Source organism: Corynebacterium sp. KPL1995, assembly GCF_000477935.1.
GTDB lineage: Bacteria > Actinomycetota > Actinomycetes > Mycobacteriales > Mycobacteriaceae > Corynebacterium > Corynebacterium pseudodiphtheriticum.
The window spans coordinates 1019297-1040330 of the sequence record NZ_KI515715.1 but is presented as its reverse complement, the minus strand read 5'-3'; the positions used below and the strand labels follow the sequence as shown (position 1 = coordinate 1040330).

18 protein-coding genes and 4 tRNA genes are annotated in these 21034 nt (G+C 55.3%); 3 read left to right on the top strand and 19 right to left on the bottom strand.

The genetic code is table 11. The features are described from left to right. Positions 1-42 precede the first annotated feature (42 nt). The 3 genes from HMPREF1292_RS04560 to HMPREF1292_RS04550 all read right to left on the bottom strand — a co-directional run bounded on the left by HMPREF1292_RS04560 (position 43) and on the right by HMPREF1292_RS04550 (position 5527). Entirely contained in the window at positions 43-3537 is a 3495-nt protein-coding gene (locus HMPREF1292_RS04560; RefSeq protein WP_027017513.1) for a DNA-directed RNA polymerase subunit beta, read from the bottom strand. A gap of 273 nt (positions 3538-3810) precedes the next feature. Next, the gene (locus HMPREF1292_RS04555; RefSeq protein WP_023018937.1) at positions 3811-4881 is read right to left on the bottom strand and encodes a DUF3068 domain-containing protein; all 1071 of its coding nucleotides are present in this window, start codon (positions 4879-4881) and stop codon (positions 3811-3813) included. Positions 4882-4987: 106 nt separating this feature from the next. Beyond that, positions 4988-5527, bottom strand: coding sequence for a flavodoxin (locus HMPREF1292_RS04550; protein WP_023018936.1), 540 nt, complete (start codon positions 5525-5527; stop codon positions 4988-4990). A gap of 392 nt (positions 5528-5919) precedes the next feature. Between HMPREF1292_RS04550 and HMPREF1292_RS04545 the strand changes: the two genes are divergently transcribed. Beyond that, positions 5920-7197: a DUF4143 domain-containing protein gene (locus tag HMPREF1292_RS04545; RefSeq protein ID WP_034645101.1), complete on the top strand. Its 1278-nt coding sequence runs from the start codon at positions 5920-5922 to the stop codon at positions 7195-7197. 149 nt (positions 7198-7346) lie between these two features. Here the strand turns inward: HMPREF1292_RS04545 and rplL are convergent, their stop codons facing one another. The 12 genes from rplL to HMPREF1292_RS04485 all read right to left on the bottom strand — a co-directional run bounded on the left by rplL (position 7347) and on the right by HMPREF1292_RS04485 (position 15649). Continuing rightward, on the bottom strand, positions 7347-7733 hold the full coding sequence (rplL, locus tag HMPREF1292_RS04540; protein ID WP_018121329.1) for a 50S ribosomal protein L7/L12: 387 nt from the start codon (positions 7731-7733) through the stop codon (positions 7347-7349). 150 nt (positions 7734-7883) lie between these two features. Continuing rightward, positions 7884-8405, bottom strand: a complete 522-nt coding sequence (gene rplJ / locus HMPREF1292_RS04535) for a 50S ribosomal protein L10 (protein WP_023018934.1) — start codon at positions 8403-8405, stop codon at positions 7884-7886. A 297-nt stretch (positions 8406-8702) separates the two neighbouring features. Then, positions 8703-10247 (bottom strand): NAD(P)/FAD-dependent oxidoreductase, encoded by a 1545-nt coding sequence (locus tag HMPREF1292_RS04530; protein ID WP_023018933.1) that lies wholly within the window; start codon positions 10245-10247, stop codon positions 8703-8705. A gap of 44 nt (positions 10248-10291) precedes the next feature. Then, positions 10292-10756 (bottom strand): YbaN family protein, encoded by a 465-nt coding sequence (locus tag HMPREF1292_RS04525; RefSeq protein WP_023018932.1) that lies wholly within the window; start codon positions 10754-10756, stop codon positions 10292-10294. Positions 10757-10985: 229 nt separating this feature from the next. Then, positions 10986-11696 (bottom strand): 50S ribosomal protein L1, encoded by a 711-nt coding sequence (gene rplA / locus HMPREF1292_RS04520; protein ID WP_023018931.1) that lies wholly within the window; start codon positions 11694-11696, stop codon positions 10986-10988. A gap of 156 nt (positions 11697-11852) precedes the next feature. Beyond that, positions 11853-12302, bottom strand: coding sequence for a 50S ribosomal protein L11 (rplK, locus tag HMPREF1292_RS04515; RefSeq protein WP_018121334.1), 450 nt, complete (start codon positions 12300-12302; stop codon positions 11853-11855). A 209-nt stretch (positions 12303-12511) separates the two neighbouring features. Continuing rightward, positions 12512-13447, bottom strand: a complete 936-nt coding sequence (gene nusG / locus HMPREF1292_RS04510) for a transcription termination/antitermination protein NusG (RefSeq protein WP_021352092.1) — start codon at positions 13445-13447, stop codon at positions 12512-12514. A gap of 121 nt (positions 13448-13568) precedes the next feature. Continuing rightward, positions 13569-13901, bottom strand: a complete 333-nt coding sequence (secE, locus tag HMPREF1292_RS04505; RefSeq protein WP_023018930.1) for a preprotein translocase subunit SecE — start codon at positions 13899-13901, stop codon at positions 13569-13571. Between the two features lie 55 nt (positions 13902-13956). After that, positions 13957-14032 (bottom strand) — tRNA-Trp (locus tag HMPREF1292_RS04500). Between the two features lie 119 nt (positions 14033-14151). Then, positions 14152-14223 (bottom strand) — tRNA-Met (locus tag HMPREF1292_RS04495). A 43-nt stretch (positions 14224-14266) separates the two neighbouring features. Further along, positions 14267-14339, bottom strand: a tRNA-Thr gene (locus HMPREF1292_RS04490). Between the two features lie 323 nt (positions 14340-14662). Next, complete coding sequence (locus HMPREF1292_RS04485; RefSeq protein WP_021352094.1) at positions 14663-15649, bottom strand: TDT family transporter; 987 nt, start codon at positions 15647-15649, stop codon at positions 14663-14665. A 70-nt stretch (positions 15650-15719) separates the two neighbouring features. On the opposite strand from HMPREF1292_RS04485, the gene HMPREF1292_RS04480 reads away from it, so the two are divergent. Beyond that, positions 15720-16724: a LysR family transcriptional regulator gene (locus tag HMPREF1292_RS04480; protein WP_023018928.1), complete on the top strand. Its 1005-nt coding sequence runs from the start codon at positions 15720-15722 to the stop codon at positions 16722-16724. Between the two features lie 240 nt (positions 16725-16964). Here HMPREF1292_RS04480 and HMPREF1292_RS04475 read toward each other — a convergent pair. Beyond that, positions 16965-17046, bottom strand: a tRNA-Tyr gene (locus HMPREF1292_RS04475). Positions 17047-17182: 136 nt separating this feature from the next. Continuing rightward, positions 17183-18199 (bottom strand): polyprenyl synthetase family protein, encoded by a 1017-nt coding sequence (locus HMPREF1292_RS04470; protein ID WP_023018927.1) that lies wholly within the window; start codon positions 18197-18199, stop codon positions 17183-17185. 104 nt (positions 18200-18303) lie between these two features. Between HMPREF1292_RS04470 and HMPREF1292_RS04465 the strand changes: the two genes are divergently transcribed. After that, positions 18304-19743, top strand: coding sequence for a geranylgeranyl reductase family protein (locus tag HMPREF1292_RS04465; protein ID WP_034645096.1), 1440 nt, complete (start codon positions 18304-18306; stop codon positions 19741-19743). 108 nt (positions 19744-19851) lie between these two features. Here the strand turns inward: HMPREF1292_RS04465 and HMPREF1292_RS04460 are convergent, their stop codons facing one another. Then, positions 19852-20154 carry a hypothetical protein gene (locus HMPREF1292_RS04460; protein WP_126849761.1) on the bottom strand — a complete coding sequence of 101 codons (303 nt, stop codon included), beginning with the start codon at positions 20152-20154 and terminating at the stop codon, positions 19852-19854. 207 nt (positions 20155-20361) lie between these two features. Beyond that, positions 20362-21033, bottom strand: a complete 672-nt coding sequence (locus HMPREF1292_RS04455) for a demethylmenaquinone methyltransferase (protein WP_034645809.1) — start codon at positions 21031-21033, stop codon at positions 20362-20364. Position 21034: the final 1 nt, after the last annotated feature.

Here is a 21034-nt window from a genome sequence, read left to right as displayed (position 1 = left end):
GACTATTAAGGACTTTTGGTATTTCGGCGTTGGTTTTGCCGTTTAGGAGATGTCTGCAGCGGCGCCCTCATCGCGGGACAAGTTAATGCCCAGCGATGGTCCGGCTTCGTCGTCCTCGTCAGAGCCAGACAGCTCCATCGGAGTTCCGTCAGAGGAAAGAACCTCAACGTTCAGGCACAGCGACTGCAGCTCCTTGAGCAAGACCTTGAAGGACTCTGGGATACCCGGATCCGGAATGTTATCGCCCTTCACGATCGCCTCGTAGACCTTCACACGTCCAACCACATCGTCGGACTTGATCGTCAGAAGCTCCTGCAGGGTGTAGGCGGCACCGTATGCCTGCATTGCCCACACCTCCATCTCACCGAAGCGCTGACCACCGAACTGTGCCTTACCACCCAGCGGCTGCTGGGTAATCATGGAATAAGGACCAGTCGAGCGAGCGTGAATCTTCTCGTCGATCAGGTGGTGCAACTTCAAGATGTACATGTAACCGACGGAGATCGGGTGCTCGAATGGCTCACCGGAGCGGCCGTCAAACAAACGAGCCTTACCATGGCGATCCACCATGACATTGCCGTCTCGGTTTGGACGGGAGTTAGCCAACAGACCAGAGACTTCTTCGTTGGAAGCACCGTCGAAAACCGGGGTTGCGGTCAGCGAATGGGCTGGAACGTCGTACAGTTCCTTCGGCAGGGTCTTGATAAGTTCTTCGTTTTGCGGATCGTTGGGATCAACCTTCCAACCGGCATGTGCCAGCCAACCCAGGTGAATCTCCAAAACCTGACCAATGTTCATACGACGAGGAACACCGTGGGTGTTCAGGATGACGTCAACCGGGGTTCCGTCTTCCATGAATGGCATATCCTCCGGCGGCAGGATCTTGCCGACGACACCCTTGTTACCGTGACGGCCAGCGAGCTTATCGCCATCCTGGATCTTGCGCTTCTGGGCAACGTAGACGCGAATCATCTCATTGACGCCTGGCGAGAGATCATCGTCATCCTCACGAGAGAAGCGCGCCACGCCAATGACCTTGCCGGTCTCACCGTGTGGAACCTTCATCGAGGTATCGCGAACTTCGCGAGCCTTCTCACCAAAGATGGCACGGAGCAAACGCTCCTCAGGGGTCAGCTCAGTTTCACCCTTCGGCGTGACCTTACCGACCAGGATGTCGCCTGGGCGGACGTCTGCACCGATGCGGATGATTCCGCGCTCGTCGAGGTCTCGTAGAACATCTTCCGAAACATTCGGAATTTCGCGAGTAATTTCTTCGGCACCAAGTTTGGTGTCACGAGCATCGATTTCGTGTTCTTCGATGTGCACGGACGTCAAAGAGTCATCTTCCACGATGGACTGATTCAGAATGATCGCGTCCTCGTAGTTGTGGCCTTCCCATGGCATGAACGCCACCAGCATGTTGCGGCCCAACGACATTTCGCCGTTATGGGTACCAGGGCCGTCGGCAAGCACTTGGCCTGCCTCGACGCGGTCGCCAATATTAACCAGTGGAGTCTGGTTGTAGTTGGTGCCCTGGTTGGTGCGCTCGAATTTGCGCAGCATGTAGGTATCGCGAATGCCATCATCATCCATGATGGTGATCAGATCCGCAGAGACGTTTTCCACAACGCCTGCCTTCGGCGTAATGACTACGTCGCCAGCGTCATATGCGGCGCGCAATTCCATACCCGTGCCAACATATGGTGCCTCGGAACGGACCAGAGGAACCGCCTGGCGCTGCATGTTCGCACCCATCAAAGCACGGTTAGCGTCGTCGTGCTCCAGGAACGGAATCATCGCGGTAGCGACAGAAACCATCTGTCGTGGGGAAACGTCAACGTAATCTACGCCGTCAGCAGTGGTAACGGCGATATCGCCATCCTTCTGGCGGACCTCGATACGGTCACTGGTAATCGTGCCGTCTTCTGCGGTTGGGACCTCAGCCTGGGCAATGGAATAACGGTCTTCCGCATCGGCAGCCAGGTACTCAACTTCGTCAGTAACGCGACCATCCACAACTTTGCGGTATGGGGTCTCGATAAAGCCGAAGGAATTCACTCGAGCGTACGATGCCAATGAACCGATCAGACCAATGTTCGGACCTTCCGGGGTCTCAATTGGACACATGCGTCCGTAGTGCGAAGGGTGCACGTCACGAACTTCGATGCCGGCGCGCTCGCGCGACAGACCGCCAGGACCCAGCGCGGAGAGACGACGCTTGTGGGTCAGACCAGACAGTGAGTTGTTCTGGTCCATAAACTGGGACAGCTGGGAAGTACCAAAGAATTCGCGAATCGAAGCAGAGACCGGACGGACGTTAATCAAAGAAGTCGGAGTGATCGACTCTGCATCCTGGGTGGTCATACGTTCACGTACGACGCGCTCCATACGAGACAAACCGACGCGCACCTGGTTTTGAATCAACTCACCAACAGTACGCAGACGACGGTTACCAAAGTGGTCGATGTCGTCGGTGTCCAACATCAGATGCTGACCTTCCGGCGATTGCATCTCCCGCTCGCCGGTGTGCAAACGCACCAGATATTCCAGCGTGGTAGCAATGTCTTCTTCAGTTAGGGTGCTCAGACCATCATGATCGCCACCCAAGCCCAACTTGCGGTTGATCTTGTAACGACCAACGCGTGCCAAGTCATAGCGCTTCGGGTTGAAGAAAGAATTGTCCAGCAGCGACTGCGCCAGATCGCGGGTAGGCTGCTCGCCCGGACGTTGCTTGCGGTAGATTTCCAACAAAGCCTCGTCGGTATTGGCAACGCCGTCAGCTTCCAGCGTGGACATCATAAGTTCGGAGAAGCCGAAACGGTCCCGGATCTTCTCTTCGGTCCAACCCAAAGCCTTCAACAGCACAGTAACCGGCTGGCGACGCTTGCGGTCAATACGCACGCCGACGGTGTCACGCTTATCAACGTCAAATTCCAGCCACGCGCCACGAGAAGGGATAACCTTCACCGCATGCAGCGGACGCTCGGTGGATTTGTCGATAGAACGATCAAAGTAAACACCCGGGGAACGGACCAGCTGCGAAACAATGACGCGCTCTGTACCGTTCACGATGAAGGTGCCCTTTTCGGTCATCATCGGGAAATCACCGATGAAAACAGTCTGGGACTTGATCTCCTGGGTATCGGAATTAATGAATTCCGCAGTCACATACAGTGGTGCGGAGTAGTTAATGTCTTTTTCTTTCGCCTCGTCGACGGTGTTTTTCACCGGTTCGAAACGGGGCTCAGACAACGAAAGAGACATGTTGCCGGAGTAATCCTCAATCGGCGAAAGCTCATTCAGGATATCCTCGAGCCCTGAAGTAATCTGCGCATCGGCACCGCGACGTTCTTGTTCGCGCTCACGCCACTCGGGCGTACCGATGAGCCAATCGTAAGAGTCTCGTTGTAGGTCTAAAAGCCCCGGGACGGCGATCGGTTCGTTAATCTTCGCGAACGAGTACCGTTGCGGGGCTCCGGGAATATTAGCCACTGAACTGGTCTGGCGGGAGACTGCCAAGATGGGTCCTTCCAGCACCTCACGCGGAAGCGGGTTTCAGCCACTCTGGCATGTGACTGCCCTACAACCGCTGGTATTTTTTAGCATCTTTTATTGCTGTGGAATTCCGTGATCAGATAGCATAAAATCACCTTGTCAAGTGAACGTTTTCACGAAAATCAACAAGGCTCAAGCATGCACTAGTCCACAGATTCCAGCGCAACGTAGCAGTCTATTGCAATTTGCTTATTTTGTAAAGTCCTGATTAGCAACTGTGGCAGAGGGAGTTAACGGAGCACCTGCTGCTCAGACCTAGTTCTGTCGGACTCGCCGAAAGCCACCAAACACGCCGATCAACGCCAGCACTGTAATAAGCGCACCAAGTCCCAACACAATGTAGCGGATAAGACGCACTGTGTCATCGTCAGGGAATGACTCCGCCTGGGTAATAAGCTTTTCGACGTCGGCGTCGGCAAGCTGCGCCTCATATGCAATGCCGTCTTCGATACGCTCTCCCGTGTGAGTCGCAAAATAATCGTCGACAGTTTCGTGCACGTCGACGATCATGCCTGTGCGTGGATGCACAAAATAATCACGCGTCGCCGAATGATGCAAATACAACTGCCGCCTGATTGTGGGTGCCGGAACTTGTTCTAGCGCGTCCGCTTCTTCTGCGTTTTCTTCTGGAGTTTTCACAGGCGCTTCTTCAGCGTTTTCTGCAGGAGCTCTATCAGGAACCACCGGGTCTTCCTGTTTAGTGTTGCGCGCATCCGCGTATTTCGAGGCGACGTTCACCGGATCGATGACCTGACGATAACGGTACAGCTCCACCCCGTCTACTGTAACTTCCTCCTGAAACGCCGCCGGGTGGGATTCCCGAAGCGTTTCGTCAAACACGTCATAGCTGGTCTTTTCCGCGTCAACTGGGAATTTTAACCACTGGCCATCGATCTCGACGTGTGCAGCCGGAGTCACCAACGTGTGGCTGAGTTGCGCAGTACTCAGCGCTTGCCCGCTCCGACGGTCCATATCGAAGGCCCAAACGTCGGCGTCGACAAGCTCGGTTGCGTCCGGGTTGTCTTGCGCGTGGTTACCCCCTGGCTGCTCGTCGGGCTGGCCTGCTTGGTTTTCCTCGGTGCTTCGTATAAGCGTCGAACCAACGCGAACGGCGACCGATTCTGCATCAGCAGGCTCCAGCAGGTCCCAATGCAACTGGCGCTGGTAACCAGTGGCGTCGTCTACAAGCCGAAAGGTGGTGTGCTGGACATCAAGCGGTAATCGCGCGTCAATGTGCACGAAACGCGAAGCCAGGCCGGCGCCGACCACCAAGGCAAGGCCAATGCCGATCGCAATGGCAGACAAAACGCGTGAGGCAGGCAGCATGTGTGGCAGTTTACCGTACCCAGGGACCGAGAGGCGCCTGGGTGGCCCCCGCACTATGCCGCATCATGTCACACCATGTGAGATGATCGCGCTACATAGTGGTTACTCAAAGCTCCTCACCGTGGAACTCGACTGCCACCCAGGCGTCAACATCTTCCCCTGCATTGTCCACATCCTCACCGCGAACCGGCAGCCCCTGGTGCACCGTCGCCTTCGGACATGCCGCAGCCACCTCCGACAATGCCGCCCCCGCACCGCCAGTAAACGTCACAAACGGATAGACGTCCTTGCCTGCCAGACCGTTGGTCTCATCGAAGAAGGTGCGCAGAATCATGGGGAGTTCTGCGTGCCACACCGGGCTGCCCACGATGATGCGCTCATACTTGCCGACGTCGGGCAATTCGCCAGCGATGGCTGGACGAGCATTGTCGCGTAGTTCTTGTGCCGAGCGCTGGTCAACGGAATCGAACTCGTCGGAATAAGGGTCAGCGGCCGTGATCTCGAAAATGTCGCATTCGATACGTTCGGCGATCATACCGGCGACACGCTTGGTGTTACCGATTTCTAGTGTGCGGCGACCACCATCCCAGAGATTTTCACCGCTACGAGAAAAGAAAACGAGAAGGGTGTTCGGGGTGCCAGTCATGGGGAATCCTTTCTTCACAAATGGTGGCATCTGCGCGGGTAGCATGCCGACAGTGCCGACGCTGCCGCCAATTGTGGTGGCAGCACTAGGCTTTAGTTTACCTCTTCTGGATCCGAAAAATCATCCGAAAGTATGAGTAAATGGTGGAGGGCCCTTGTGTGGAACACACTCGACGGCAGAACGATTTCCCACCCGCCGGAACCGCACCTGCTTGTTCGACAAAATCCTCGCGTCTATTGTGGTTAATCCTTGCGCTATCATTGGTTTTTCCCCGTGCTAACTTCGGTAAATCCTCGCGCTTGAGCTACACAAACCCCGTGCAGCGTGTTCACCTATTATTATTTAGCCATGAAGAACCTCTCGTACGAAGTACGTAGGCATAGCCTACGGTAATCGCTCGAGAGATCATTGAAGACTCTCCATTACTGGTAGTACAGAGAGCACGCCAGGTCGGCAAATCAACCCTGTTACGGCAAACATTCAGCAACGATGAAGCCGCTTTTGTCACCTTGGATGTCGACGTAGACCGCGAATATGCACAGGCTGACCCAATCGGATTTCTACAACAAGCACCAAACAAGACTCTTGTCATTGACGAAGCACAGCGCGCGCCCAATTTAGCTTTGGCCATGAAACGCGTCATTGACTTAGACCGCCGTCCGGGCAGGTATGCCATTACCGGATCCACCGATTTGCTCACTCTCCCCGGGGTATCCGATTCTCTTGCCGGACGAGCGGAATCACTACGTCTCTACGGGCTCAGTCAGGGAGAATTAGCCAATAGGTCAACCCCAGAAGATTGGGTCCACTGGATCCTTTCTGTCACTTCCAGTACCACGATCGACTCCGTCGGCGAGCACTACCAGCACGAAAATATTGCTCGCCCTGAGCAGCAAAGATCGATTGTTATTGCAGGTGGATACCCAGAGCCACTAAAGAGAGAGCCTGGTCGCCGACGGGACCGATGGTTTTCTTCATATCTGGAACGCTTAGCTACCCATGACGCACGTGAATTAGCAGGAAGCAGTGACTACGCAGAATATCTGCAACCATTGTTAAAGATATTGGCAAGCCAAGGACAAGCTGAACTTGTCAAAGCAAAAGTCGCCCGGAACCTAGGAATCTCCGAAACTGCACTTACCGACTATCTACAGCTCGCTGAACGGATGTATCTGGTCGACTCTATTCCCGGCTGGGGCGTCGGTTTTACCAACCGCAGCGTGAAACGCCCAAAAATCAGCGTTTCCGATACAGGGCTAGCCGCGTTTTTATCAGGACTAACCGTGCAAAAATCGCTGCAATCCGGCGGCTTTGAATTATACGGTGCACTTCTAGAAGCATTCATCGTCGGAGAACTGCGCAAACAACAGACCTGGTCTACCGAGCGGTATTCCATCGCTCATTTCCGGCGAAGAAACGAAGAAATCGATATCGTTGTTGAGCTTGCCGACGGGCGGGTTATTCTCATCGAAGTAAAAAGCTCGCATGACGTCGATGCACGCGCGTGGAAACACCTAAAAACCATTGGCTCACAGCTAGGTCAACGCGTAGCGGCAACCGTCGTTATCTACCTCGGGGATAAGGCGCTCCGATTCCACGACGACGGGCACACGATATTTGTCCTTCCAGTGACATCGTTGTGGCAACACCCCGAGCCGCGCCAGGGTTAATTGGGGGTTTATCGGATTAAACGACCGGAAACGCTGCCAAATCCCATAACAAAACCCGCGGGCACCGAAAAGGTGAACCCGCGGGTTAGCGATTGTTACGAGTTATAACCGACTCGCGGCGGTGGCAAGAATGCTTGGGGTAGTAAAGACTACTTCAGCTCGACAGAAGCGCCAGCTTCTTCCAGCTTGGTCTTTGCAGCCTCGGCGTCGTCCTTGGAAGCGCCCTCGATGATAGCCTTTGGAGCGGACTCTACGAGTTCCTTGGCTTCCTTCAGGCCCAGGCCGGAAACGATTTCGCGGACAGCCTTAATAACGCCGATCTTCTTAGCGCCAGCGTCGGTCAGGACAACGTCGAACTCGTCCTTCTCTTCAGCAGCGCCTTCGCCAGCACCAGCGGCTGGAGCAGCAGCTACAGCTGCAGGAGCAGCAGCTTCAACGTCGAATACTTCCTCGAATTCCTTAACGAAATCGGAAAGTTCGATCAGGGTCATTTCCTTGAACGCTTCAATGAGCTCGTCCTTGGAGAGCTTAGCCATGTCAGGCTTCCTTTCTATAGTTGCGTGTTCTGCGCTTTCGCGCTTCACAGTGCACAATTTGTCGTTGGTTCCGGCGCATCGTCGGCATGCGAGCCGGGCTGGATAATCCAGCCAGGTCTTGCAACCGCGAGGGCCAGCACCGTGTGGTTTTTAGCCTTCGTTCTGCTTCTTCTCTTCGAGAGCAGCGCCGAGGCGAGCCATCTTGGTAGCAGGTGCGTTGAACACTGCTGCTGCCTTTGCCAAGTTGCCCTTCATAGCGCCGGCCAGCTTCGCAAGGGTTACCTCGCGGCTGTCCAGGTCAGCCAATGCCTTGACTTGGTCGGCATTCAGTGCGTTGCCGTCCATGTAGCCGGCCTTAACGACAAGAGCGTCGTTTTCGGAACCGAACTTCTTGAATACCTTCGCGGCGTCAACAGCCTCGCCCTTAATGAAGGCGACGGCGGTTGGGCCCTGGAAGTATTCGTCAAGGTCAGTGATTCCCGCTTCGTTAACGGCAATCTTCAGAAGGGTGTTCTTGGCGACGGAGTATTCAACATCGAAACCCAGCTGATCACGCAGCTCGGAAATCTGCGGAACAGTCAGACCACGGTATTCAGTCAGAACTACCGAGTCAGACTCAGCCAGCTTGTTTTTCAGCTTGGCCAATTCCGCAACATTCTTCGGGTTTGCCATGGTTACTCACGCCTCCTTTCGATACATCCTAGTGGTGTCACCACGAGACTCCCCTGCTTCTAGCAAGACCATGCCACTGGGGCTGGCAAGCTAGCAACAAAAAAGCCCCGTGCAAGAGCACAGGGCGCATACAACCTTCTGGTTGGAATGCACAAGTGTCTCCTGCGTGGGTCGTCGCCGCCACGAGCAACTCGTGGGGTGACCTTCGATCCGCTACACGGATAACCGACGGTCTTCGGTGAAACTTGAGCGCGGCAAAAGCCGTTCAAACTTCAGCTAGAACCCTATCACCTGAATTCAGTAGCACCAAAATCTACGGAGAATCGTTTGGGCTGCTCGCCACCCGGCCATGCCGTGCACACCTGCACCTGGCAGGCTAGCCCCACTCGCCTGCACCACCGGAACCTCCGGATTCATCGTCAGCGTGCCAACGTATTGACGCTGCCTTAGCATCTGCCCCAAATTCATGGCCCCACCGGCGATATCCCCGCCGATCAGATTCGCGTTGGCTTCCTGCAGCTGGACTGGAGAAGCCTGGTGGCGTTCGATAATTTGCGCGGAAAACCCAGAGGCATATCGCGAAATTTGCGTTTCTATCAGGCCTGCTACTTCACCCGGGAATTGCTCCTGGTAACCATGCGGCACGTGGGCATAGGCCCAAAGGATGTGCGGTTGCCTGGCATCCTCCGGTATTCTCCCTGCATCTAGCTGCGCCGAGAGCACCCGCCCAGCCCCCAACGACCGCCAACTGCCAGAAAAACGCGTAGGGTCCGCGGTCTGTTGTTGACAGACCATCACGAATGGGCGCTCCGGCAACATCCCCGCCGCAGCCTGACTTTCCGCTAACTGCATCTCAGACACGGTTCCACCCACGTGCACCGTGCCCGCCCCTGCCACTCGCGGATCATTCCACCGCACCGGACCATTAACCAAATAGTCCACCTTGTACACCGCGGTACCGTATTTCCATCGTCGTAGACTCCGCGAACGCAGCCTAGACAAATCTAGCCCTTGCAAGGCCAGTAGCTGCCGCGGAGTTTGCGTAGCCACCACAGCGTCATAGGTTACAAAACCAGAAAGATCCTGGACCTTAGCACCGGTCTTGATTGTCCCGCCGTAGTGCTCAATCACGCGTGCCAAAGCCCTAACTAATTGTCCAGAACCGCCGGAAACCACTGGCCAACCCGTGGTCATCCCAAGTGAATTAAACAACAATCCAAATGCTGCGGTACCTGGCTGACTCGGCGGGCGAATCGCGTGCACAGCAGAACCAACCAGCAAGGCCCGAGCAGCTTCGTCGACAAGCAGTCGCGAAGTTAAGCTTCTCGCTGGCCACAAACCCCGCAGGCCCAAGCGCGCGAGAGCAAGCGGGTAACGTGGGCGGACCGGAAGCACAGAGTTGACAAGCTTGCCGACGTCGTCGACAAGCGGCTTGTGCAGGTGGTTCCACACGCGGCGGTCATGGTCGGAAAACTGTGCGGCGGTGGTCTTAAGATCGCGATGCAAGATAACCGCAGGTGCGTCGACAAGCGGGTGCGCCATCGGGTACTGCGGATGCTTCCACTCCAGCCCATAATTTTCGAGGTCTAACTGGCGAAACACCGGACTCACGACTCCGAACGGATGAGCCGCAGCACCGAAATCAACCGCGCTCCCCGCCCCGAACGCAGGGTGGGTGCGTGCTGATCCACCGATATGGTCGGCGGATTCAAAAACTTCTACCCGGCAGCCAGCCTGCGCTAAAACTGCTGCAGCAGTAAGGCCGTTAGGGCCGGCACCAATGACGGCGACTCGGGCCTTGCCATTGTGGGCGAAGGAAGACCGGGCAAAACCAGAACTCATAGGTTAAATCTAAACATCTGCGATATGCGGCGACCGTATTGGCGTCATTTCTGACGACGCTTCTGTTGGTGCTGATCCAGTTGGTGCTGTTCCTGCTGGCGACGTTTCTGGAGACGAGCAGACTCTTCATAACGGCGCCAAAAACGAGCTACTTTTTCTGGTTTGGGCTCGCGGCGCCAAATTACGGTCGCGGCAATCATCCCGATGCCTACCATCATCACCGCGAACCACAATTTTCCCACCAAAATCGTTGACAAGATCATTGAGGCCCAGGCCGTCGCAATGATGTATATCCGACGTCTGCGGCTTAACGAACCAGAGTAAAAATCAATGAGATAACTACGCAGCGGTGAGCGGTGCACGATATAGAATTCCAACCGCTGCGAACTACGCGTGAAAAAGAAAAACGCCAGCAGCACGAACGGAGTCGCCGGTACCAACGGCACTAACGCACCGAAAGCACCGAGCCCCACGCACAACAGCCCAAGGGCCAGATAGAGATACCGCATAGTACTTTCAAGATTACCCCGTGTACAACAGAGTTAATAGGGGGTAATAGCAGGGTAATTGACACGGATACTAGAAAACCCACCTGCACTATCCCAATGAACGGGAGTGAAGGTGGGCGGGGTGCAGTACGAGTGCTTCGGGCGCGAGATCCTCGGGCGAAACACTCGGGCACTCAGTTGCTTAAGGCTTAAGCTACCTAAGCGTAGAGATGATTAAGCCTGGAGGTGTTTAAGCCTCTACGGTGTAGTTCTTCTGCACCGATGGGTCAACTGGAACACCAGGACCAGTGGTGGAAGAAACGGTAACCTTCTTCAGGTAAACACCCTTAGCAGCCGATGGCTTCAGACGCAGAACTTCGTCCAACAATGCGCCGTAGTTCTCAGCCAGAGCTTGCTCGCTGAACGAGGCCTTACCGATCAGGGCGTGCAGGTTGGAAGCCTTGTCAACACGGAAAGAGATCTTACCGCCCTTAACTTCCTTGATCGCCTTGGTGACGTCGTTAGTGACGGTACCGGTCTTCGGGTTCGGCATCAGGCCACGAGGGCCCAGGACGCGCGCGATACGACCGATCTTTGCCATCTGGTCAGGGGTAGCAATTGCGACGTCGAAATCGATCTTGCCTTCGGTGACCTGGGAGATCAGCTCATCAACACCGACGATGTCGGCGCCAGCCTGCTCAGCTTCGGTGGCCTTCTCGCCAGCCGCGAAAACAGCAACGCGAACATCTTTACCGGTGCCATTTGGAAGGGACACGGTGCCACGAACCAACTGGTCAGCCTTACGTGGATCAACGCCCAGACGCATAGCGACGTCGATGGTGGCATCGAAGTTCTTCGAAGAAGTATCCTTAGCCAGCTTTACTGCCTCTAGTGGGCGGTACAGGTGGTCGCGGGAGATCTTGGTCGCGGCTTCTTTAAAAGCTTTGGACTTAGTGCTCATTTCTCAATTCCTTTAAGTTTGGGGATTGTCGTGGTCAGCGAGCCGTAGCTGGCTCTGCCACGGTGGATGTGGCCTCATCCGACTTTATCCGAGTGCGGCCATGGCGAACATCAAGGCTGCGGTACGACAGACCTTAACGCTTGCGAGGGGCCCGACTTACGCGTCTGGGTGTCCATCAACGTTCAGGCCCATGGAGCGAGCGGTACCAGCGATGATGCGGGCAGCGTTTTCCTCGTCACGAGCGTTCAGGTCTTCGAACTTGGTCTTGCCGATTTCCTTGCACTGTTCCCAGGTCACGGTTCCGACCTTCTGGGTGTGCGGAACGCCGGAGCCCTTCTGCACGCCAGCAGCCTTCAGCAGCAACTTGGCAGCAGGTGGGGTCTTCAGCTTGAAGTCGAAGGAGCGGTCCTCGTAGACGGTGATTTCTACAGGGATAACTTCGCCGCGCTTGTCTTCAGTAGCGGCGTTATAAGCCTTGCAGAATTCCATGATGTTGACCTGGTGGGCACCCAGGGCAGGGCCGACTGGAGGAGCAGGGTTTGCCTGACCAGCCTGGATCTGCAGCTTAATAAAGCCTGCTTGCTTCTTTTTCTTCTTAGGAGCCATCGTTTTACCTCAATTCCGTGGTACCAGCACCCCGCCACGATGAATAACGGGGGCTGTCCGGATTCCGGCCTTCGCCGGCAACCGGGGATGTGCAATTCTTTTCCGGTGTGCTGCTACAAACGCGATTGCGCACGCATTAGTACGCACACACGAAGACCTAGCGTACTGCAACCCGGGCGCCAAGCCCAAACCCGGGCGCCAGGCTCAAACTACATAATGCGCTCGACCTGGTCTGCGGTGAGTTCCACAGGGGTTTCGCGACCAAAGATCGACACCAGCGCCTGCATCTTGCCGGTTTCTGGGTCGATCTCGGAGATAGTAGCCGAAACCGAAGCCAGCGCACCAGACAGGATCGTGACGGCTTCGCCAACCTGGTAATCGTGATTGATGCCAGATGCGGCTGGCTTCTGCGGGCTTGCCACCTGCTCTTCTTCTGCCTGTGCTGGCGCCTCTTCACGTGCCTCGGTGGTCTTCGGCAGCAAGAACTTGGCCACCTCACGGGTCTTGACGACAGTCGCATTGCCCTCGTTGCCCACAAAAGAAGTTACACCCGGGGTGTCACGAACCACAGACCAAGCGCGGTCGTTAATCTCCATGCGAACCAAAACATAGCCTGGCAGGAGTTTCTTCTTGACGATTTTTTTCTTGCCGTCTTTTTTCTCCACGACATTTTCAATCGGAACTACGACGTCGAAGATGGAATCCTCAACCTCAAGAGTTTGGATGCGCATATCCAGGTTGGTTTTCACCTTGTTTTCGTAACCCGAATAGCACTGAATGATGTACCACTGCCCCGGCTGCTTCTTCAGCTCTTTCGTGAACTCCCGCAAACGCATACGGTAGGCAGCATCCGCATCTGCATCCGTCTCCGTTGCAGAAGCATCAGACTCAGCGGAATCATTAGTGGCCTTTGCGCTGGCATCGTCTGCGCCTTCTACAGACTTTGCGGCAGCTTCAGTAGCCTTGACGGCCTCTTCGTGGTCTTTGGCGAAATCATCGGAATCCGCATCGTAGTCATCACCAAGCGATTCGCGGTCTTCCTCAGCAGCGAGCTCGGCCGCTTCGCTAGCCCTGGCTACTTCCGGGGTGACGTCTTCAAAAACGTCGCTGTCGTTAAGGTTTTCGTTCTGCGTATCTTCGCTCACGGTCGTTCTACTCCCTTATGCATAGGGTCATTGGGTAATTCTGGTGCGGTTGTGTCATAAATTATCCCGCTTATCCAACGAGGGATAAGCGGGATAACAACCGGATATTTAGCAACTATACCTAAGGGTTAAGAACTGCATCAACTCCCAAGCTGGCTACAGTATCAATACTCCAAACCAGCGCAGTAAGGACGAACAGGAAGGCGAACACGACGATGGTGTACTGCACCATCTGCTTTGCGGTAGGCCAGACAACCTTGCCCATTTCAGAGACGACCTCTGGAACAAAGCTGGTTGGACCGCCACCGGGCTTGTCATCACGAACAGATGAGTCATCGACATTGACGACGCGCTTCGCTTTGTAGGAAGCGCTGGATGTCGTGGAAGCACCCGAGAGTTGACGTTTACCGACTGGGCGAGCCGCTCCACCGGTAGCGTTGTTTTCTTCGCTCACGTCAATAACTCCTCAATGGCCTCGGAGACCTTGGTGAATGACCTCATAAAAATAATGGCAGGGGCGACAGGACTCGAACCTGCAACCTACGGTTTTGGAGACCGTTGCGCTACCAATTGCGCCACGCCCCTAGAGGGTGCTGGGTAAAAGAACAGGGATCCAAAGATGAAACCTGAACTTACAGCAGCCTTCACCTTAGCAGACCGGGAACCAGTCAGCACAAGGCTTGAGGTAATGGGAAAAATCCCAGTAGCGATGGCGGGAATTGAACCCGCGACACAACGATTATGAGTCGTATGCTCTACCACTGAGCTACACCGCCTGGTGTTGCAGCGTTTAAGGCGTTCGGCCCTAAACAGCAACAGAGCCCCCTGACGGAATCGAACCGTCGACCTTTTCCTTACCATGGAAACGCTCTACCGACTGAGCTAAGGGGGCGCAGCCTCGAAACCAACTTTGCAGTCTTTCGATCTACTTTGTTGCGCTCCGTTGAAGCCTCACACAGCCTAACTCAATTGAATGCAAGTACACAAATCACCAGGTTGGGATAGATTTTTCGGCATAATACCCCCCCCACTGAACAATTTACGATTACCGAAAGGTAATTGTTTTGTGACGATCGCAGACAATAGGCCGTCTTATGGTCACTGCAGGCAGTATCAGAACTAGAAACCTATGACGTTGCACGGGGGGCTGAAAGGTGACCAAATTTTAACCGACGTCGAGACCAGCATTGCTGAAGTACCGAGATTCTTTCCGGATTATCCTCGGCTAAACACAGTAATCCTGACGGCTCCATAAGATGCCCACATAACGTGGAGCAAAAGAAGAACAAGCAGGCCGACACTGACGATATCAATCCATCCCATACCCCACTCCAATGCTGCGGGTTGCGTCGACAAGGTATGCGTACCGAGACAACAGGTGCCGACCGAAAAAGTGCTGGCCCACCACGTGGGGTTATACGACATTGGGCTGCTGCCAAGAACTGCCCCCCAATGCTTGACAATGGCATAACCAGCCAACGGAATCCCGAGACTAAGCATCACAACTCCATAGATCATTGCCCGGAAATGCCACTGCTCACCGGCAAGCAACTGCGCACTCGCTGTGGACTGGCCGACAATGCCCAGCGGAATCCAGGCAGTGGCGGCAAAGCTGGTGGGAAGATTGGGGAATGTACGCAAATAAACGAAGGCGAACGTCGGCACTGACGTAGCCAATGCCAATGCAAAGCACATTACGCCAATGCCGTGCACCAGCGACCCCCACTCCCCCGCGTGCGGCACCAACTGAGCCGAGGAGGTTCCGGAAACCATCGGTGCAACCAGGGGCAACCCCAAGGTAAAAGCAGGAGTAACGGAACGGTCAAAAATAAGGAACTGCAGATACCTTAGGCAGGTAATCACACCAAGGATGGTTCCGGCTGCCCAACACAAAATATGAATCATCCAGGCATTAAAAATAAGCGAGTAGGCGCTGCCTAAAGCTAAAATCCCCATAGAGACCATGCCCCACGCGGGCATGTTATTGGGGCGAAAGCCCGGATTGCGGTGCCTAATGAAGCCTATCGAGAGCGCCAGAGCGAGAAGAGTTGCGGCAACAATCATGATCTTCGCGGGGAGATGCCCCACAACGGGGCTGAGATGAGTCTCAATGAGGGACGAGGAGATCCCTAGTCCCATTACTGCTCCGGCCCAGCCAGGTCCGAGTGGCGGAAGTTCCATTTTATTCTCAATTTTAAGCATGCGCTTCAGGCTATGTACTGCTGAACGTTTACGGGAGAGCACAAAATCCGTACAGGGTTACAATGAAAGCATGTACCCCGCACGAGATGGTGATGACTCTCGGTTCTCTTCCGTTCGACGAAGCTACGTTCCCGATGCCCTCACGGTTGACATCGTCCTCGCTGTAGCCCGACACGGAGGAATGAATCAGGCTGCGAAATATCTCAATGTTTCCCAACAGACGGTCAGCACACGCGTCGCCAAATTGGAAAAACACCTAAATACACGTATTTTTTGGCGTGGCGCCGCGGGCAGTTCCACGACAAAAGTGGGACACCAAGTGATCCGTGTGCTTGAGGGCTTAGAAAGGGCACTCAACGATTGCGCGCATGGTCTGAAAGCAGCCACCAACAACGCTGTAACCGAGGGGCTTAAGCTGGTGGTTTCTCATACTGTGGCGGAAATAGACTACCCCCGGTGGGCAGCGGCCTTCCAACGCCGTCACCCGCAGACTCATCTGCACATGCGTCAGCTCAACAGTCGGGAGGCCCAACGTCACGTGATCCAGGGAGATGCGGAACTAGCTCTAGTTGAGGGTAACTGGGTGGCCCATGAACTACACCAGCGAGTGATAGGGCACGATGAGCTAATCGTTGCTGCACCCGCGCATCACCCCTGGGCAAAATCAAACAACCACAATGACCTGGATATGCCTTCAGCATCCATACCAGTGACAGGGACGGCTCCGATAACGAAAGAGGAGTTGCAATCCACACCTTTGGTGCTGCGCGAGCAGGGAAGCGGCACTCGAGAAGTCGTAGAAGACGCTCTGGAAGGTCTCGCCCCACCGATAGGAGAGTTTGGATCGCTAGGAGCACAACGTACCGGGATAGGCACTCTAGGAGCACCAGGGGTGATCGCGAGGCGCGCGGTATCATCGCAGTTAGCCACCGGGGAATACCTCGAGGTTCCGGTGGTTGGAGTCAATTTCGACCGTCCGCTGCGGGTGGTGTGGAGCTCGAAGAACCGACTCTCCGACCCAGCACGGCTGTTTTTACGCTTCCTTGTGGACTATACGGACAGAAATGCGACCTGAAATCAAGTTATGCCTTAGGATGCATCCAGTTCCACCACTGGCCAGTAATCTGGTCAGCCAGCCTTCTACGACCAGGGCATCGATGTTGAATACACACATTCAATCGGTATCCGGAAAGGCCAGATCTAGGGAATTGGCGACACGCCGATCAGACACATTTTTTGCTACTTAACCCCTACTTAACCCCAGACCCCCGCATGCAAAAACCCCACGCGATAATTCGCGTGAGGTTTCAAACTGTGCCAGGTAGAAGATTCGAACTTCTGAAGGCAATGCCGGCGGATTTACAGTCCGCTCCCTTTGGCCGCTCGGGCAACCTGGCGTGCACCATTTGGTGCGGTTTCTTAGCCTACTATAGACACCCAATAAACTTACAAATCGGCACTACAGTTGGGGTTTCGCGAGCCGAAAAGGCATGTACAGGGAGCCACCACCCAATGCTCCCAGCAAGCGCCCAGCTAGCCCACCCGGCGCATGGTGTATTCCGCAAGCAAGCGCAGGGCGCGCGTCGCGGCATTATTCGGCAGCTTGTCCAACTCACGGTCCACAACATCCAAATGGGCTTGGACGTCGGCAAGTGCTTTCGCACGTCCTTCTGTCTCCCGAATTAATGCAATCGCACGCTGCACATCATCCTCAGCCTCCAATGGGCCGGTCAACAAAGAACGCAACTCATTAGCAGCAGCGCTATCTTCTGCCAATGCATACAACACCGGCAGCGTAAACACGCCTTCGCGCAAGTCAGTACCCGGAATCTTGCCAGAATCTTTCGGATCAGAAAACAGGTCAATAATATCGTCGACGATCTGGAAGATCATGCCGATCGCACCGCCAATGGTTTGCAAAGAGCGCTGCGTCGGCTCATCCGCACCCGCATGATACGCACCCAAGTACCCAGCCGAGGCGATCAGCACCGCGGTCTTTTCCTCAATCACCTTCTGGTAATGCTCCACCGGGTCGGACTCACCCGCGCCAAGTGTCTCACGCATCTGCCCAGTAACCAGCTCCTGGAAAGTTTCTCCGAAGTGGCGCACAGTCAGACTATCCATCGTCGACATAATCCGAGACGCGTGCGCAAGCAACACATCACCAGACAAGATCGCCACCGAATTACTCCAGCGCGAATTCGCAGATTCGACCCCACGCCGCTGATCGGCTTCATCCATTACATCGTCGTGGTAAAGCGTGGCTAAATGCACAATCTCCACCACACCCGCTGCTTTATACACGTTGTCCGACTCTGCATGCGGGCCATATTCAGCAGCAAGCAGCGCCATCATTGGACGGAACCGCTTGCCACCAGCGGTAGTTAAATGCAAAACCTTATCCGTGATGAATTCCGCGCCCTGCGAAAGCTCCGAACGCAGCAGGTCTTCGACCGTTTCCATCCCGGCAGCAATGCGCGAATTGAGCTGTTCATCCCCCAAATCCACAGCGGGGGTGTAACCAGAAACCTGGTTTTGGCCAGTGGTCATATCCGAGGTTTATCCTTGCGCTTATTCGTTCCCATAATTCCCGTCCTAACAGTAGCCGACGAAACAGGGCAAAACACTTCCGGGGGCTTATTCATGCAACAATAATGCCCATGAGCCTTGCCGACGACTCCCCCGCTCGGCCCGATTCCGGGTCCCACACTGCATCTTCCACGTCGAAACCTCCGAAAAGCGAAATTCTTGCCGACGCCTCCAGCACCGGCAATGACGCTGTCTCCTGCGAAATCGCGGTTATTGGCGGTGGCCCAGCTGGAGCCGCGGCTGCGATTTATGCCGCACGCGCCGGATGGGACGTCGTATTGGTAGACCAAGCAACCTTTCCCCGCGATAAAACCTGCGGCGATGGCCTCACCCCACGCGCGATGGCGAAACTCCGAGAGCTAGGGCTTCTGGATGGAGTGAACCCGGGATACCGCAACCGGGGATTAAAACTGCACGGCTTCGGCGGATCAGTGACCGCCGCGTGGCCAAACGGACATTTTGGGGATGTGGGCACCGCCTGGCCACGGCGCAAATTAGACAACTACCTGGTGCAGCAAGCCGCGGCAGCAGGCGCACGGGTGTGGACCGGGTATTCGGGTGCTGATGTCGTCGTCAAGAACAATTCGATTGAGACCATCACGGTGCGACGGGTCGGTGGCCAGCGGTCGGCGGAGCAGTCGGCATCCTCGGGCAGCCAACAGCCAACAAACGACCAGCAGCCGTCGGCAAGCGAGATTACGCTGCGCCCGCGGTGGACGATCGTGGCTGACGGGGTACGCTCGACGTTTGGCAAAAAACTTGGGCGTACCTGGCACCGCAGCGAAGTCTATGGGATCGCCGCGCGGTCGTATTGCAGCTCGCCATACTCCGATGAACCGTGGATGCATTCGCACGTGGAACTGACCGACGAACAAGGCACCGTTCAACCTGGATACGGGTGGATTTTCCCGCTTGGCGACGGCACAGTGAACCTGGGATGCGGCGCATTGTCGACAGATAAACGCCCGGCAGCGATCAACACCAAGAAACTGCTGGAATTTTATGCCAGCCAACAGCGCAAAGCCTGGGGTTTAGGGGATCCGGACGAAGTGGCCTCTGCGTTATTGCCCATGGGCGGGGCCGTATCGAACGTAGCCGGGGCGAACTGGATGCTGATCGGCGACGCGGCGGCATGCGTGAATCCATTAAACGGTGAGGGTATCGACTACGGGCTGGAAACCGCCGAGCTAGCCGTAGGCCTGTTGGACAGCGATGTCGACCTCACCTTAGTGTGGCCCGAAGTGTTGCGGGCGCATTTCGGCGAGGCGTTCATGTGGGCACGCACCGCGGCCCGACTTTTGACCTACCCGCAGTTTTTGCCTGTGTTCGGCCCGTTAGGGTTGCGGGGCCCGGCGGCGCGCTATTTAATGCCAGCGGCTGCTCGGTTGATGGGCAACTTAGTTACCGACGAAGACCGCGACCTGATTTCCCGGTTGTGGAAGAAGGCCGGAAAATATGCGGCGACGGTGCGGGCCGACACGCCGCTGTGGGATTCGACGGTTTAGGGAATATGGGGAACCTGCGATGCTAAAACCAATGGCGAGGCATAACTAAACAAGGCCAAACAAAGCCACCGCCGATATTAAGGAATCTGGCCAATTTATTTGGGCTTTTTAATATCTGGGCTTTTTAGTGTTTTCGTCACTCGTGACTCCTGTGTTCTTACGCTCCGACAGCACGAGTTTTGTTTCTACAACAACCAGAAGCACGAAAATATAAACAGCAGTCGCGATGATTTCAAGTAGAGGCATTTCCTGGAGGCCGCCGGTAGTAGCGCGATAAAGAACCCATGCAGCGGGTAATGCTAAGAGAACTCCAGCCCAGGCCACTATCCTGGCTCGTGGCCGATTCCCATGTTTAAATTCATAGATAGCAGATAAGCCCGCTACGGCTATCGCGATTATCAAAATAGTCAAAATTATCATTATGGGCCTACGAGCTGTGCTTAAGAACTGCGAATATGGTTGAACTGAGCCTACGGACGGTAAATATGGCTCCAGTAAAATCTCACAACGGCATCGTATATTTTTTTCTTGGCGCTCTGGGGAATTAACGCCGGTGCCGGGGCCGGAACCACTGCACCAATCGGGACGGTAAGCCCAATCGGACCCAGCCCAGACCAATTAAGCCTTCACAGCCGAATGCAGAGCCACAATTCCGCCCGTCAAGTTCTGCCAACCGCACTCAGACCATCCATTAGCGTTGATCTCGGCAGCCAAAGTCTCCTGATCCGGCCACATACGGATCGATTCCGCCAGGTATTCATACGCCTGCGCATTCGAAGAAATCACCCGAGCAATCACCGGCAGCGCGCGCATCAAATATTCCTTGTACACCGTGCTGAATACGGGCACCACCGGGGTAGAAAATTCAGCCACTGTGAGCTTGCCGCCCGGTTTGGTCACCCGCGCCATTTCCCGCAGCCCGGCGCGAAAGTCGTGGATATTACGCAGCCCATACGAGATCGTGACAGCGTCGAAACTATCGTCCGCAAACGGCAAATGCATTCCATCGCCAGCGACCTTAGGCACATCACGGTGGGCACCGGCGGCCAACATGCCGGTGGAAAAATCGCAGGCCACGCACCAGGCTCCGGAGCGCGCCAACTGCACGGTAGACACCGCGGTTCCGGCTGCTAAGTCCAACACCTTATCGCCAGGTTTGAGATCCAGACGCTCACGAGTGCGTTTGCGCCAATAATTATCGATTCCGAGCGAGAGGACGGTATTGGTCAGATCATAATTCTTGCTGACCGTATCAAACATCGACGCCACATCCACCGGCGCCTTATCCAGC